Source organism: Chryseobacterium sp. GM_Chr_2 (assembly GCF_026540445.1).
GTDB lineage: Bacteria > Bacteroidota > Bacteroidia > Flavobacteriales > Weeksellaceae > Chryseobacterium.
On sequence record NZ_JALNUD010000001.1, the window covers coordinates 376,926 to 393,293 of the forward strand.

Annotated in this window: 13 protein-coding genes; 6 read left to right on the forward strand and 7 right to left on the reverse strand. The window is 33.8% G+C overall.

The window, feature by feature from the left end; genetic code table 11:
- Positions 1-115: 115 nt before the first annotated feature.
- From OXQ85_RS01830 to OXQ85_RS01845, 4 genes are all read left to right on the forward strand, one after another.
- The gene (locus OXQ85_RS01830) at positions 116-655 is read left to right on the forward strand and encodes a TlpA disulfide reductase family protein (RefSeq protein WP_267401984.1); all 540 of its coding nucleotides are present in this window, start codon (positions 116-118) and stop codon (positions 653-655) included.
- 85 nt (positions 656-740) lie between these two features.
- Positions 741-1,088, forward strand: coding sequence for a DUF1232 domain-containing protein (locus OXQ85_RS01835; protein WP_267401985.1), 348 nt, complete (start codon positions 741-743; stop codon positions 1,086-1,088).
- Between the two features lie 122 nt (positions 1,089-1,210).
- Positions 1,211-2,578, forward strand: a complete 1,368-nt coding sequence (gene pyrF, locus OXQ85_RS01840) for an orotidine-5'-phosphate decarboxylase (RefSeq protein ID WP_267401986.1) — start codon at positions 1,211-1,213, stop codon at positions 2,576-2,578.
- Between the two features lie 78 nt (positions 2,579-2,656).
- Positions 2,657-5,476 (forward strand): aminopeptidase, encoded by a 2,820-nt coding sequence (locus OXQ85_RS01845; RefSeq protein WP_267401987.1) that lies wholly within the window; start codon positions 2,657-2,659, stop codon positions 5,474-5,476.
- An 88-nt stretch (positions 5,477-5,564) separates the two neighbouring features.
- Here the strand turns inward: OXQ85_RS01845 and OXQ85_RS01850 are convergent, their stop codons facing one another.
- Positions 5,565-6,419, reverse strand: coding sequence for a lamin tail domain-containing protein (locus OXQ85_RS01850; protein ID WP_267401988.1), 855 nt, complete (start codon positions 6,417-6,419; stop codon positions 5,565-5,567).
- A gap of 87 nt (positions 6,420-6,506) precedes the next feature.
- Positions 6,507-7,298 (reverse strand): T9SS type A sorting domain-containing protein, encoded by a 792-nt coding sequence (locus tag OXQ85_RS01855; RefSeq protein WP_267401989.1) that lies wholly within the window; start codon positions 7,296-7,298, stop codon positions 6,507-6,509.
- A gap of 186 nt (positions 7,299-7,484) precedes the next feature.
- Between OXQ85_RS01855 and OXQ85_RS01860 the strand changes: the two genes are divergently transcribed.
- Together OXQ85_RS01860 and dusB are read left to right on the forward strand one after the other, a co-directional pair.
- The gene (locus OXQ85_RS01860) at positions 7,485-10,682 is read left to right on the forward strand and encodes a hypothetical protein (RefSeq protein ID WP_267401990.1); all 3,198 of its coding nucleotides are present in this window, start codon (positions 7,485-7,487) and stop codon (positions 10,680-10,682) included.
- A gap of 88 nt (positions 10,683-10,770) precedes the next feature.
- Complete coding sequence (gene dusB, locus OXQ85_RS01865) at positions 10,771-11,769, forward strand: tRNA dihydrouridine synthase DusB (protein WP_267401992.1); 999 nt, start codon at positions 10,771-10,773, stop codon at positions 11,767-11,769.
- 60 nt (positions 11,770-11,829) lie between these two features.
- Here the strand turns inward: dusB and deoC are convergent, their stop codons facing one another.
- From deoC to OXQ85_RS01890, 5 genes are all read right to left on the reverse strand, one after another.
- Positions 11,830-12,576: a deoxyribose-phosphate aldolase gene (gene deoC, locus OXQ85_RS01870; RefSeq protein ID WP_267402391.1), complete on the reverse strand. Its 747-nt coding sequence runs from the start codon at positions 12,574-12,576 to the stop codon at positions 11,830-11,832.
- A 3-nt stretch (positions 12,577-12,579) separates the two neighbouring features.
- On the reverse strand, positions 12,580-13,050 hold the full coding sequence (locus tag OXQ85_RS01875; protein WP_259109841.1) for an Lrp/AsnC ligand binding domain-containing protein: 471 nt from the start codon (positions 13,048-13,050) through the stop codon (positions 12,580-12,582).
- A 43-nt stretch (positions 13,051-13,093) separates the two neighbouring features.
- The gene (locus OXQ85_RS01880) at positions 13,094-14,029 is read right to left on the reverse strand and encodes an endonuclease/exonuclease/phosphatase family protein (protein WP_267401994.1); all 936 of its coding nucleotides are present in this window, start codon (positions 14,027-14,029) and stop codon (positions 13,094-13,096) included.
- 380 nt (positions 14,030-14,409) lie between these two features.
- The gene (gene trmD, locus OXQ85_RS01885) at positions 14,410-15,081 is read right to left on the reverse strand and encodes a tRNA (guanosine(37)-N1)-methyltransferase TrmD (protein ID WP_267401995.1); all 672 of its coding nucleotides are present in this window, start codon (positions 15,079-15,081) and stop codon (positions 14,410-14,412) included.
- Positions 15,078-16,340 (reverse strand): NAD(P)/FAD-dependent oxidoreductase, encoded by a 1,263-nt coding sequence (locus OXQ85_RS01890; RefSeq protein WP_267401996.1) that lies wholly within the window; start codon positions 16,338-16,340, stop codon positions 15,078-15,080. The genes trmD and OXQ85_RS01890 overlap by 4 nt, the downstream gene beginning before the upstream one ends.
- Positions 16,341-16,368 lie beyond the last annotated feature (28 nt).

The following is a 16,368-nucleotide window of genomic DNA, read 5'->3' on the forward strand; positions in this document are numbered from 1 at the left end:
TCGCTCAGGATGACATTGCTAATACTAATTGTTATTTTTAAGCGATATAATTAGTCAGTGCCATCCTGAGCGGAGTCGAAGGATCTCAAACAAACAATTTTTATTAAAAGTAAAAATGAAAAAAAATATAATTTATCTCGTATTAATCGTTATTATCGGAGGAATTGCATTTATTCCCGGAGTAAGAACTATGTTGAAAGACACCTTTTTTCCGGTTGCCACTATTGAAAATGCGGTACATATTGGCGAAGACGATTATGATATAGAATTAAAGGGAATCAATGTTCCGAGCACTAATCTAAAAACATTTAAAAACAAGCCTGTCTTTCTTAATTTTTGGGGAACTTGGTGCCCTCCGTGCAGAAAAGAATGGCCTACGATCCAGAAATTGTATGACACAAGAAAAGACCATGTAGACTTTGTTTTGATCGCCATGAATGATCAGGAAGATGCGGTAAGAAAATTCCTGAAAGATAATAATTACAATGTTCCTGTATACATCGCCCAAAGTCCGATCTCTGAAAAACTGTTGCCAAAAGCGTTCCCCACGACTTTCCTTTTGGATAAAACAGGAAGAATCATGATTAAGGAAGATGCCTACAAAGATTGGAATACAGAGACTGTGCATCAGTTCATTGACAATATTATTAAATAATTATTTAACTTAAATTTATAATTACTTGGTACAGAATTTGCGAAATTTATACAGTTAAAAAAAATATTTTAAAACTAAACACAAAATGAAATATTCAAAATTACACGTAGCAAAAGAAGCCATAAGTCATAAAGGCTTTATGAGAAAAATTCCGGATATTTTCAGAATGATAAAATCTTGGAGAAAAGGTTTGTATCCTGTAAAATCTATGGACATTATTTTACCGCTTTTAGGTATTGTATATGTGCTTTCGCCTATCGATCTTATTCCTGAAGTGGCGATTCCGGTAGTGGGTGTTTTGGATGATTTGGCAGTTTTATCACTGGTAATTCCAAAACTAATCAAAGAAGTGGATAAATTCTTACTTTGGGAAGCCGAACGAAAGTATGATTCGGGAATCACTAAAGTAATCGACGCAGAAATTGTAAAATAAATGAGAAACCATCTTTTAAACAGGGTGGTTTTTTTATATACTTTATTTAAATTAATCCGAAACAAATTCACAATTGACTTTTAACCGCAAATCCTTAAATTTGCAACATCTAATAAAAAATAATGGAAAGTAAAAAAGAATTCTTTTTAGAGTGCTACAAACTAGGTATCATTAAATTCGGAAGATTTACATTAAAAAGCGGTATCGAAAGTCCGTTTTATGTAGATTTAAGACCATTGGCTTCGGATCCTAAAATCTTAAAAAATCTTGCTAATTATTTATTGGAAATGCTTCCTTTGGATAATTTTGATTTGATTTGCGGAGTGCCTTACGCTGCTCTTCCAATGGCGACGGCAATGTCTTTAGAAAGCTACATTCCATTAATTATTAAAAGAAAAGAAGCTAAAAGTTACGGAACTAAAAAATTAATTGAAGGAATTTACCAAAAAGGACAAAACTGTCTTTTAGTAGAAGACGTGATTACTTCCGGAAAATCTTTAGTAGAAACCATTGCTGAAGTTGAACAGGAAGATTTAAAAGTTGCCGATATCGTTGTAGTTCTAGATAGAGAACAAGGCGGAAAAGAGCTTTTGGAAAGCAAAGGATACAGAGTTCATACGCTCTTCAATATTTCAGAAGTTTGTGCTATTCTTCAGGAAGACGGACAACTGACAGACGAAGAAGTGAAAAGAATTCAGGATTTCTTAAAAGGAAACCATATTCAGTTTGAGGAAAAGCAAAGATGTTCTTATGAGCAGAAATTAAATGCAGCTCAACACTCTGTTTCTAAAAAATTATTAGAAATTGCGTTAGAAAAAAAATCAAACCTTATTGCTTCGGCAGACGTTACAACGACTCAGGAATTGTTGGATTTTGCAGAAAAAGTAGGTCCTCACATTATTGCTTTAAAAACGCATATCGATATTATTTCAGATTTTGAATACGAAAAAACAATTACTCCATTAAAAGCGTTGGCTTCAAAACATCAGTTTTTATTGATGGAAGACAGAAAGTTTGCCGACATTGGAAATACTCAGGAACTTCAGTTTACGAGCGGAGTTTTCAAAATTACAGATTGGGCAGATTTCGTAACATCTCAGGTGATTGGCGGTTTTGAATCATTAGATTGTTTTAGCAATGTAGGTGTTGTTGCCATTATTGGAATGTCTTCTAAAGGAACTTTAACAACAACCAGCTATCGCGAAGAAGCTTTAAAAGTAGCTTTATCTCATCCAAACGTAATTGGTGGGGTTTCTCAAAATCAGCTTCCGGATGAAATTTTATTGTTTACGCCAGGTGTAAATTTAGCAGATTCAGGAGACGGAAAAGGTCAGCAATATAACACGCCAGAGCACGTTTTCAAAACACTTCATACCGACTTCATCATTGTAGGAAGAGGAATTTACAAATCTGAAAATCCTGAACAGGCTGCTATTACTTATAAAAATGAAGGTTGGAATGCTTATTTAAGTTCTTTGGAGAAAAAGTAGTTTTAAGACAAAAACTTAAGTTAAAATTCAACGGATATTAGTCAAAATAAATTATATTTGACGCTTTATCACATGTAATTGAAAAAGTTTAGTATTTGCCTTATTTTGTTCTGGGGAGTTGTTCAGGTTTCTGCACAAAAAGACAGTATTTATATTGAAGCCAAATTGTCGGCCGACAGAAAAATGCTGGATGTAAACCAGGAAATCACCTATTACAACCACTCAGAAAAAGATTTAAATACCATAAAACTTTTAAATTGGGTTTCGGCATACAATAAAAGAGGAACTTCTTTAGTTTACAGAAAACTTGAGGACAGAAATAACGATTTGCATTTTGCAAAACCTGAACAGCTGGGAAAAATATTGCAGTTTCATGTAAAAAGTTCAGACAATCAGGAAATTTCTGTTAACAATTTTTCGGATGAAAACTTGTTTGTTCCGCTTTCTCAGCCGTTGAAGCCAGGTGAAAAAGTCATTCTACAACTGCAATATCAGATGCAGCTTCCCGATAAAAGATTTACGGGTTATGGCACATCTGATAAAAATACAGCCTTAAAATATTTCTTTATTGTTCCGGATCATTTTGATCCGGACAATATTTCCAAAAGAGATTACTATGATATTGAAGAATCTGTAAACTTCAACACGTACTGGACGGTTAATTTTGATATACCCGTAAACAGTTTTATTGAAAGTAATCTTCAACAGATTCAGATGAATTCCTTCAAGGGATATTTAGATTCTGACCCTGAATTTTTAATTTCCGACAATCAGTTTCCATCCATAATTATTAATTCGGAAGGTATTAATACTGAAATAAAATTTGGTTATAATCTGAAACCTCAGGAAAAACAAAATCTGGAATTTTATCTTCCTTTACATTTAAAATTCATTAAAGATCGCATTGGCTTTATTCCGGAAAGGATTTTTATTTCTGATAAATTCAGAGGTAAAGAGGATTTTTTCGGAAATAATGATATTACATTCTGGAAATTTAAATTTCAGATGTTTACGGATGCTGAAAAAACAGATTTAGATTATTTCGGAATTATTGCTAAAAAAATTCTGGACGAAAGCGTCATTACTGATAAAGAAGACAATCATTGGTTTAAAAATGGTTTAAAATCTTATTTAGAATTGCAATATTTAAAGAAATTTTATAATGAAACTAAAATTCTTGGTTCCCTTCCGGAAACAAAGATTTTTGGGGTAAAACCGTTAAAATTATTTCATGCTTCCAATGTAAAATTGATTGATCGTTATGGTTTGGCCTATCAATATATCATGTCTCAAAATCTGGATCAGAAAATTGATGAAAATTTTACAGGTCTGAGTAATTTCAATGATATGGCCATCAGTAGCTTTGAAACGGGAAGTCTTTTCAGCTATTCTGCCGATAAAATGGGCTATGATAATTTTAATGCAACTGTTAAAGATTTTATTGCTAAAAATACCGATAAACAAATCCAGCCTGAAGATTTCCTGAAAGAATTATCTGAAAAAGATAAAACAACGAATTATCTGGATGCTTTTTTCAAACAGAAAAACAGAGTCAATTTTAAATTGAAAAGAATCAGAAAAGAAGAAGATTCTTTAAATATTAAAATCACAAAAAATACCGACACAGCCATTCCTGTAAAACTGGAAACAGAAACAAGAACAGGCGAAACAAAATCTTATTGGATAGAAACAGGAGAAAACGAAAAGACAAAAACTTTTACCGTTCCAGCTTTAGATATTTACAAAATAACGCTGAACGACGATTATATTTTCCCTGAATCGAACTACAGAGATAATTTTTTATACGCAAAAGGTTTTTTTTCAAATAATAAAAAGATCAAATTAAAGCTGATAAAAGATATTCCGAATCCTGAATTCAATGAAATTTATATCAGTCCGAGAGTTCGTTTTAATAATGCATACGATAAATTTCTTTTTGGTTTGAATTTTAAAAATCAATCATTATTTGATCAGAAGTTCTTGTACTCATTCACTCCAATGTACAGTTCAGGAACGGGGAAACTGACGGGTTCGGGAGCTGTCTCCTACTCTATTTTACCGGCTGAAAGCATTATCAGAAGTTTGACTTTTGGAGTTTCGGGATCGTATTTTCATTATGATTATGATCTTGCTTACCGAAAAGCTTCGTTTTTTACGGCTTTAAATTTTAGAAAAAATCCAAGAAGTACGGTAAGCCGCGGAATTGCTTTTTCATACAATTATTTGGAAAGAGATTTGAATCAACTGATGATTGCAAGAAAAGATTATGATAAGTACAATCTTTGGAGTTTAGGTTATGGATATACTGATAATCAGATGATCCACGAAAAAAGCTTAAGCATAAGCACTCAGGGAATGGAAGATTTCAACAAAATTACAGCTGAAGGATTTTATCGATGGGAATTTGCTCCAAAGCAAAAGCTGAGTCTAAGATTATTTGCCGGATATTTTGCCAGAAATGAAACCCGAAATAACACTTTCAATTACGGAATTTCCAGAGTTTCGGATTATTCTTTTTCTTATAATTTGCTTGGACAAAGTGCAACTGGAGGAATTTTATCTCAACAATATATTTTGGCAGATGGAGGGTTTAAATCTTTTATTCCGGGAAGTGTTAATCACTGGATCACTTCGTTTAATGTAGATTCAAGCATTTGGAAAATTTTCCATGTGTATGCCGATGCCGGAATGTATAAAAATAAAAATCAGCCAACAAAATTCATTTGGGACAGCGGTATAAAAGTTCGTGTTATCCCTGATTTTCTTGAAGTATACTTCCCAATTCAGTCTTCGTTAGGTTTTGAACCCGCATTTAAAGATTACGGAAGACGTATACGATATACACTGATACTGAATTTAGGTTCTATTATTAATGCGGCGAGAAGGGGGTGGTATTAATTTAGTTCTAAAAAATTTCCAATGACAATAAAAAAACAGCTTCTCTTTTCAGAGAAGCTGTTCAAATATTTTAAAATTCTAATTAAAATTAGTCTTTCAAGATTTTCTGAGAAACTGGTTGATTGTTTACAGTACCTGTAACAATATAGTTTCCTTTAGCTAGATCAGCAACATTTACAGAAGCTCCTGCTTTTACAGATGCCGACTTTACAATTTGTCCGAACATATTGTAAATTTTAACATCTTTTACATCAGATCCGAAAGTGATTTCGCTTGTTTTAACGAAAGTGTTTTTTACGAAGTTTGAAGCTCTTGATAAGTTTACATCAGATACAGCTAATGCACCCATGGTAGAGTTTTGTGGGGTTGGAGCACCTTCTACAAAATCAACAGAATTATTATTTGTATCACCAGAAATTCTAGCAATAGATGTTGTATTGGAAGGAGCGGGAGCCGGAGCACCTTCAGAAAGATTTCCCGTACCATAACCTACAAAATCTAACACATGACTATCTGTTGGGGATACTACCTGTGTAACAGAATTTGCTAATGCAACTTTCCCATTATTTGCTTGTAAATTGAATGCATTATTATAAACCGTTCCGTTACTAAAAGAAGTATTATTTGTTGGAGCAAAATCTGGTGTAGGCAATGCCGAACCTGTTGCACCTCCAGCCTCTTGTATTAAATAGGTTTGCCCAGGTGCTAATGTAAATGTAGGAAGAGTCTGGTAAGAATTAAACGTACCAGTAGCAGATGCATACTGAATAGTTGCATTAGTTAAGGTTATAGAAGTATTGCCAATATTTTTAAGTTCTATAAAATCATTTGTATATGGGGCACCTGAGTTCCCGCCTCCTCCATAGATTTCATTGATTACAATCTGCGCATTCATAAATGCTGTTGCGGAAATTAATCCTAAAACAGTAAAAATCTTTTTCATAAGTAAAGTTTTAAATTATTGATGTAAAAATAAGCAAAAAGCACCACTTATTTAAAGTGATGCTTTATATTTAACAATAACTTAAAGTTATTTCTTGATAATTTTCTCTGAAACTAACTGTCCGTTTACAGTTCCAGCTACGATGTAAGTTCCTTCTTTCAAATCAGAAACATTTAATGATTGATTTTCTGAAACGGAAGCAGTTTTTACAACCTGACCAGCCATGTTATAAACTTTCACTTCAGATTTAGCACCAAAAGTAATATCATTATTTACCACTGTATTCTTAACAAATAAATTTTTACTTGCTTTAATTTCATTTGTTGCAAGAGAAGCAGAGGTACCAACTACTTTTACATCATCAATTCTATAATTTCCATTATTACTTGTTACAGAAGACCATCTAAGGCTTAAAGTAGAAGTATTTTCTGTTTGAGCAGGCAATTGAATAGCTACACCACCATTTACTAAAGCCCACGTATTACCGTTTTTAGTATATGTGTAAGTTACATCATTCCATGTAGAACCGTCAGTACTCCATTGGAAAACAATATTCTGAGCAAAGGCATTAGTTCCTCTTCCTCCCCAAATAATATTTATATTACTATAGCCAACTGTTGATAAATTAGAGTAGGTTAATGTATGTGTAACCCCATTTGATCCTGATCCTGCAAATACTGCATTTGCTCCACCTGAAGATCCAGCATATCCAGTTGAAGCAGAAGCTGTACTTCCATTCCATCCATTACTTGTACTTGTACTTGCCCAACCCGTCGGCAAAGTTGAAGTAGTTCCAAAATTTTCTGATAAAAGAGTAGTTTGTGCAAATGATGTTGCTGCAATCATTACCGTAGCAACTAACGAATAAAGTTTTTTCATGATTTAAAAATTTAATTATTAATAATTTAGGTTGCTAAAATACAAGTATTTTTATCTTCAACGCAATAAATTATGTAAATTTTTGTTAATAATGCTAAAACCTCAATTATAAACAATTTTTAGTTATTTTTACCAATTATTTTTAAGTTCTTGCGGAATTTTTATCTGATATTCGTGATTTTTTTTATGGGCCTATTTTCTATTGATGCCCAAGTTTTTACGTGGAAAAATCCTAATATTCCGGAAGATTCAATAAAAAAAGACAGTATTCTGGCAGCTAGACTTGAACAGGATATTTTTGCAAAAGATACCCTAGACTTTGTTAAAACCAGCAACCGAATTATTGTAGATGAAGCTGTTTTAGCTAAAAATGACAAAAAACGTTTCTTAGGCGAACTCAATTCTAAAGGTTCTATTATTCGAGGGATTACTTTTGGTAATAATCAGGGGCAATCGGTACAAAGTTCCATGGATTTACAGATTTCTGGTCGACTTTCGAAAGATGTAACAATTTTGGCCAGTATTTCAGATCATAATCTTCCGATTCAGGCGGATGGTTACACACAAACGCTTGAAGAATTCGACAAAATTTATATGCAGCTTAATATTAAGGATAAATCGATCCTTAGAGCAGGACATTTAGATTTGGTGGAAGCTAAAAATTATTTCGCGAAGTTTCAGAGACGAAGTATGGGGCTTGAGTTTCAGACAGAATTTGGTAAAGAAAATAAAACTTTTGTAGATGTATCGATGGGTGTTGCGCGAAGTGAATTCCACCGAGTTCGTTTTCAAGGGGTTGAAGGAAATCAAGGGCCTTATCGTTTGACGGGAAAAAATGGCGAACAGTTCATTACTTTAATTTCAGGTTCTGAACAGGTTTTTATTGATGGTATTTTAATGAAACGTGGCGAAAACCAGGATTACGTCATCAATTATAATACAGGTGAGGTAACTTTTACCAGTTTCCGACCTATTTTCCAACAAAACTTTATCACGATTTCTTATAACTATACCAACAGAAATTATTCAAGATATTTATTTACCGGAAAAGTTGAGCACAAAAGAGAGAAATTCAAAGTTGGATTGAACTGGTTTATGGAAAATGATAATAAAAATGCTCCATTAGCTTTAAATCTTTCCAAAGAAGACGAACAAATTCTTGCCGATGCGGGAAATAATCCTGATCTTATGTACGCTCCTTCAGGGGTGGCTACTCCTTATGATGTAAACAAAATTTTGTATCGTTTAGTACAAGGTGGAAATGGCAATTATTACGAATTCTCTACCGATGCCAACGAAACGCTTTATCAAGTTTCTTACACTTATTTCGGAGCTAATTTAGGAGATTATAAAACCTCACAAACGACCAACAACGGACGAGTTTTCGAATATGTTGGTCCCAATCAGGGAGATTACAGAGCGGTGAGAAAACTGCCTTCTCCACAAAAAGCGCAAGTATATTCTGTAAATACGGAAGTTGCTTTGAAAGAAGGTAAAATTGGGGCAGATTTCTCGTTAAGTAATTATGATCTCAATTTATTTTCATCTAAAGATTCAGATCAGAACTTAGGATATGCCGGACGTATTTTCGGAAATAAAACATTCACAAAAAACAATTGGAAAGGAACTCCGAGTTTCGAATATCAATATATAGATAAGCAATTCCATATTTTAGATCGTATTAATGATGTGGAGTTCTCGAGAGATTTCAACTTGGCTCAGGAATTCAGCGGAAGAACACAGAACAGATTTATCTTCAGCTTTTTAAATAAATGGAATAACAAATCAACCTTAAACTATAGAATCAATTATCTGGATGAAAAAGATTCTTACAAAGGGATTAAAAATGATTTGGATTTTGGTTGGATCAAAGGTAAATTTTTCACAAAAGGAAATCTATCCTATTTGGGAACCAACGCCACTCTTCAGGATACCAAATTCATCCGAGGAGGTGCTTCTACGGAATACACCGGTAAAAAAGGAAGCTGGGCTTTGGGTGGAAGTATGGAGCACAACGAGAAAACATACAACGATACGCAATTGATGGATGTTACGAGTTTCAGTTGGAAAGAACTTTTCGTTCAGAAAAAAATCGGAGACAGTACTAGAACGAAGTTATTGGCTAAAGTTTATATGCGTGACAACGACTCGGTGCGTGATAACAGACTTCAGAATATGAATAATATTTTGGGGATCATGGCGGAAAGTCAGTTGATAAAAAGTGAAAAAACTACATTGAATGTATTGCTTCACTATAGAAAATTTTTCTATCAGAATCAGGATGTTGATGCATCCAGAAATAACGATTTCGTGGTTGGAAACATTCTTTACAACCAACAATTGTTCAGAAACGGGATGCGTTTGCAGGCTTTCTATGAATTAGGAAACGGGCAGGAAGCACAAAGAGAATTTCAATATATAAAGGTTACAGACGGACAAGGAGTTTATAAATGGACCGATTACAACGGAGACGGCGTTCAGCAGCTTGATGAATTTGAAATTGCAGAATATTCGGATTTAGCACAATATATAAGGGTTTACACCAATTCTGTCCGATATATTCCTTCCAATAAAAATAAATTACAGTTGGCGCTATTTGTGAATCCTTCCGTAGTTTTTAATTCTGAAAATGCCTTTTTAAAGCGTTGGAATTTTAATGTTTCTTTAAATTCACAAAACTCTTTCTATAAAAAAGATAAAGTTTTAGTATTAAATCCGTTTGAGAAAAGTGATGATCAAATCCTGAAAAATCAGAATATTTTGGCCTCAGTTCAGTTTAGTCCGACAGAAAAATCGGGTTGGAATGGTAACTATCGTTTTATTGCCAATGACAATGTCATCAATGCCAATTTTAGTAATGAAGAGCGTGAGCAAACTTCTCATTTTGTGAATGTTGGATATTGGTTTAATAAAGAATTCAGGATCGACTGGGAAAATTCGGTGCATGATATTCAAAATTCATCACAACTATTTGCAACGAGAGATTATCATTTAAATAATTTTGAAACAAAACCAAAAGCCACTTACAAATTTACAGATGCTATTCAGGCTGAACTTTCTTCCGCTTTCAGACAAAAACAGAGAATGGATGGAGAAGAATTATTAAAAGCTTTTGATATTACCGGAACTATTCAGTGGGAACGCAAGAAGACTTCCATCAGAGGGAATTTCTCATTCATAAACAACAATTTCAACGGAAACAATTTCAGTATCGTCGGAAACCAAATGCTTGACGGGTTGAAACCTGGGAAAAACCAAGTTTGGAGTGTTTTCATTCAACAGGCGCTGAATTCTTTCTTACAATTAAATTTAAATTATGAAGGAAGAAATTCCGGTGAAAGAACCATCCATATTGGAAGTATGCAGGTAAAAGCGAGTTTTTAAAGCTTAAAAAATTAGGCTTTCACATTATAATTTACAATGATAGATATTATCATCATCTCAAAAGTTTAAAATTTTGTAATTTTGCAGCATGATAAAAATAGGCAATATAGAACTGCCGGAATTTCCGCTTTTATTGGCTCCGATGGAAGACGTGAGCGATCCTCCGTTCAGAAGACTATGCAAAATGCACGGTGCAGACTTGATGTATTCAGAATTTATTTCTTCTGAAGGCTTGATTCGTGATGCAATGAAAAGCCGAAAAAAACTAGATATTTTTGATTACGAGCGACCTGTCGGCATCCAGATTTTTGGTGGCGATGAGGAAGCGATGGCAATGTCTGCAAGAATTGTGGAAACGGTAAATCCCGATTTAGTAGATATTAATTTTGGATGCCCCGTAAAAAAAGTTGTTTGCAAAGGAGCAGGAGCCGGAGTTTTGAAAGATATTGACCTTATGGTTCGTTTAACAAAAGCCGTGGTAAGTTCAACAAGCCTTCCTGTAACCGTAAAAACTCGTTTAGGCTGGGATTCTCATTCAATCAATATTGATGAAGTGGCAGAACGTCTTCAGGAAACGGGAATTAAAGCTTTGACGATTCATGCAAGAACGCGTGCTCAGATGTATAAAGGAGAAGCCGATTGGGAGCATATTTCTAGAATTAAACAAAATCCAAATATCGAAATTCCTATTTTTGGAAACGGTGATATCGATTCTCCTGAAAAAGCTTTAGAATATAAACAAAAATATGCGTGCGACGGCATCATGATCGGTCGTGCAGCCATTGGATATCCTTGGATTTTTAATGAAATTAAACATTTCTTTAAAACCGGAGAACATTTACCAGCTCCAACTATTGAAGACAGATTATTAGCTGTTCGCCAACATGCAGAATGGAGCGTAGAATGGAAAGGTGAAAAATTAGGACTGGTGGAAATGAGACAACATTACAGCAATTATTTCCGTGGGGTGCCTCACTTTAAAGAATTCAGAAAAAAATTCCTTGAAGTTTTCACGTTAGAAGAAATGAACACGTTGATTATAGAAACACAACAGTTTTACACTGAATATCTTGCTCAACAAGCTTAAAATAAAAAACCATCAAAACTGAATTTGATGGTTTTATTTTTTATTGATTTGTTTGATTTTTTAATACGTTTCAGCGCTTGATTCATTTTTAATCAAAGCCAAAGCCGAAGAAGTACCAATTCTCTTTACTCCAAGATTAATCATCTTTTCTGCATCTTCAGGAGTTCTTACTCCTCCTGCAGCTTTCACAGGAAGTTTTCCGGCATTATCCAGCATAATTTTTATACCTTCAAACGTGGCTCCGTTAGGCTTTCCACCGGTAGTTTGATAAAAGCCTGTAGAAGATTTTACATAGATTTCAGATAAATCTTTTTCCGAGAAATTTTCTTCTGCCCAATTAGAAATATTCTTTGTAAGATCTGCAATTTGCACATCAGTTAAAGCTGCAATTTCAATAATCCATTTCGCAACTTTATGATTTTGTAAACATAGCTGTGTACATTTTACAAATTCATCTTTTACAAGCTGAAGATTTCCACTTAAATAAGCATTATAATTAATTACAAAATCTAATTCGTCTGCACCGTCTGAAATTGCTTTTGAGGCTTCTGCCAGTTTTTCGTCGATGGAATAAGTTCCTTCATGAAAACCAATTACAGTACCTATTACAACATTTGAATTTTTATTCTGAATATACTTTTTAATTTCAGCAACATAATCGGGGCGAATCATTACGGCAAAAATTCCGTTATCGATGGCTTCCTGAGTAAGTTTTTCGTTGATTTTTAAAGTTTCTTCATTTGAAAGCCCCGATTGTTCAGGTGTTTTCAAATAGGTTGAATCCAAATATTGAGCAATGTTCATAATCTGTTATACTTTCAATTGTCTATAAATTCCTTGCTCCAAAGATATGAAAGTTTCCGTTCTTGTTACACCTTTTAGCTTTTGAAGTTTGCTAAGAATTTGCATCAAGTGATCATTATCCTTACAAAGAACTTTAAGGAAAGTTGTATAATTACCAGTTGTGTAATGTGCCTCTACCACTTCATTAATATCTTTCAGAGATTTTACCACCTCCGGATAATGACTTGGCTGATCCAAAAATACACCGATGTACGAAATTACTTTGTATCCAATTTTTTTAGGGTTAAGAAACGAAATTGAATTTTCGATAACTCCGGCATGTTCAAGCTTCTTTATTCTCTGGTGAACGGCTGTTGTTGAAATACCAACATTTTTCGAAATATGAGCTAAAGAAGTTTTAGCGTTATCCATCAACATATAGATGATTTCTTTGTCGATTGAATCTAAATGATAGTTTGCGTTGCTTGAATTTTTCATTTTCTACTTTTTTTTATTATTCATGTTTTTTTATTTAAACTTTTTATAGACTTGTGAATTCTACAAAAACCGGAAAATGATCGCTATAGCCTCCCAAATATCGTGTACCAGCATAGGTTCGGAAGGGTCTGCCTTTAAAATTTCCTGTCCGGCTGCTTATTTTTTCAGAATTAAAAATCCCTGCTTTCTTGTAAGAGATCGCAAGATCATTATTGAATAATGATTTGGATAATATAATCTGATCAAACAACAGTCCAGATTTATAATGAAAAGTAGAATAATTTCTGGTAGAAAATAGCTCGAGAAAAGGGTTTTCCAACACCTTATTTTGGCTATCGTCGAAGAGAATTTTTATCAAATTTTCATCATCTGGGTTTTCGTTAAAATCACCACATAGAATCACATGTTCCTTATCTTTATTCAGAAGGCTCAAAATCCTGCCCCGAATTTCCGAGAGTATAAAAGCTCTTTTTGGTCTGTTAATATCTTTCTCACGCTTAGAGGGAAGATGCGCGATAAAAACATTGATGACCTCACCTTTATATTTCACTTTTGAATAAAGTACATCCCTAGTTGTGTCGTAATTTTCTGTGTTTTTGTCTATAATTTCAAAGAAGTAAGTAATAGTTTCTGAGTCTATCACCTCTACTTTATTTTTATCATATAACATTGCTACATCTACCTTTCTTTCGTCCATAGAATTGTAATGCACAATTCCGTAGTTTGAATTAAAGGGTTCCAACTTCACAAGGTCTTCCAAAACTTTCCTTCCGGAAACCTCGGATAAACCAATTATAAATGGCAACATACCATTTTTCTCCTTCATCAACTGAAAAACGTGTGATATTTTAAAGAGCTTGTTTTTGTATCTTTTTTCGTCCCAATTCCTCAATCCGGAGATTGTAGGATCCAACTTATGTTTTGGTGGCGGGTCTGGTAAAAATAAATTTTCTACATTATAAAAAGAAAACAGCTCCATCAACACGCATTTCTATTCCTTAAAATTTATACTATACTTTCTGGATGTAAATTTATTATTTTTTTTTAAATATGATTAATTTATTTATATTATTTTCATATTTATTTTATATTCAAATCATAACGATTCTGTAAAAACGTTTAACCAAAGCGCAATACAACGGTTTAAATTTTTAACTATACGTTTATTACATCATCAGTTTTAAACTTAAAATAAAATATAAATTCTAAATTTTATAGAATAATATATCATTTAAAATATTTAAAAACAATAATATTTTAATTACAAATCAAATTATTACAACTTTCATTCCAATTTAAAAATAAATTCTTAAAAATTGCAAAATTACTTCATCGTTTACCAAAATTAAGGGAAAAATTTTACAGTAAATCGGGTCTTTTTTCTTGGGTAATTCTCACCGCTTCATCATGACGCCATTCTTCAATTTTGCCAAAATTACCACTTAAAAGAACTTTGGGAACCTCCAACCCTTTGTAAATTTCCGGACGGGTATAAATTGGCGGAGACAATAAATCATCCTGAAAACTATCTGTTAAAGCACTTTGTTCATCATTCAAAACCCCCGGAAGCAGACGAATTACAGAATCTGCCAGAACGCAAGCAGCAAGCTCACCTCCCGTTAAAACATAATCTCCTATAGAAATTTCTTTGGTAACATGAAGATCTCTTACACGCTGGTCAATGCCTTTATAATGACCGCACAGAAAGATCAGATTTTGCTTAGTAGAAAGCGTATTTGCTATTTTTTGGTTTAAAGTAACGCCATCGGGTGTCAAATAAATAACCTCATCATAATCTCGTTGAGATTTAAGCTCAGAAATGCAGTTGTCCAACGGCTCCACCATCATTACCATTCCTGCACCACCACCGTAAGGCTCATCATCTACCTGTTTCTTTTTGTTAAGCCCCCAATCTCTCAGCTGATGAAAATGTACTTCTGCCAACCCTTTATCCATCGCTCTTTTCAAAATAGAAGTTTTAAAAGGGCTTTCCATTAATTCCGGAAGTACACTTATTATATCAATTCTCATTGTACTGTTTCGTTTTTCTTATTAGGTAAAATAATCAGTCGTAAAGACGAATCTTTGTTGAAATAGCTCCACATCCAGTTGAAGAATACGGCCAGCTTATTTCGAACGCTCAAAATTAACATTAAATGTAAGAACATCCAGAAATACCATGCTAAAAATCCCTGAAATTTTATAAATGGTAAATCTACCACCGCTCTGTGCTTCCCGATCGTAGCCAAAGAGCCTTTATCATCATACTCATATTCAACCCATTCGGAAGGGCTTTTCTTTAAAAGATTTTTACCTAAATTTTTCGCCTGATTAATTGCGACATTTGCAACTTGCGGATGACCTTGAGGATACTTTGGAGTTTCCATGTAAGCAATGTCTCCAATCGCAAAGACATTATCATAACCTTTTATCTTGTTGAATCGGTCGGTTATATATCTGTTTCTGATTAATTTATCTTCAGGAAAACCATCAACCACATTTCCTGTAACTCCGGCTGCCCAGATTACGTTGTTGGAAGGAATTGTTTTTCCACTTTTCATGTGAACCTTGTCGCCGTCGTAATCTGTTACATATTCCTGACTCAGAAAAGTTACGCCCAATTCCTTTAAATATTCTTCAGATTTCTGCTGAGCTTCAGGGCTCATCACCGCTAAAGGTTTTTCTGTAGAACTTACGAGAATAATATTAAGGTGATCGAAATTCATAAAAGGATAATCTCTCGGTAAAATTTCCTTTTTCATTTCCGCGAAAGCGCCTGCGAGTTCAACTCCGGTTGGGCCACTTCCAACGATCACGATATTCCAGTTTCCGTCATCACTCCTTCCTTTTTCAATAATCAGTTTTTCAAAAGTCATTAAAACATGATTTCGGATTCCGATTGCCTCTTGGGTATTTTTCATCCCGAAAGCTTTATTTTCAAGATCTTTATTACCGAAAAAATTAGTTTTACAACCGGTTGCGATGATTAATTTATCATAAGTAAATTCAGCTTCATCGGTGATTACCTTATTGTTCGCAGCATCGATTTCGCGAACCTCCGTCATACGAAACTGAGTGTTTCTGGATTGCTGAAAAATCTTCCTAAAAGGGAAAGAAATATTGGAAGGTTCTATCCTTCCACACGCCACCTGATAGAAAAGAGGCTGAAACATATGATGGTTTACCCGATCTAAAACAATTACTTTTTTGTTCTTGTTATTTAATGTTTTTGCAAGTTGCAGCCCCGCAAAACCTCCCCCTATAATGATGATTTTTTCGCGTGTTTCCATAGTACACAAATTTACTGATTTTATTTAG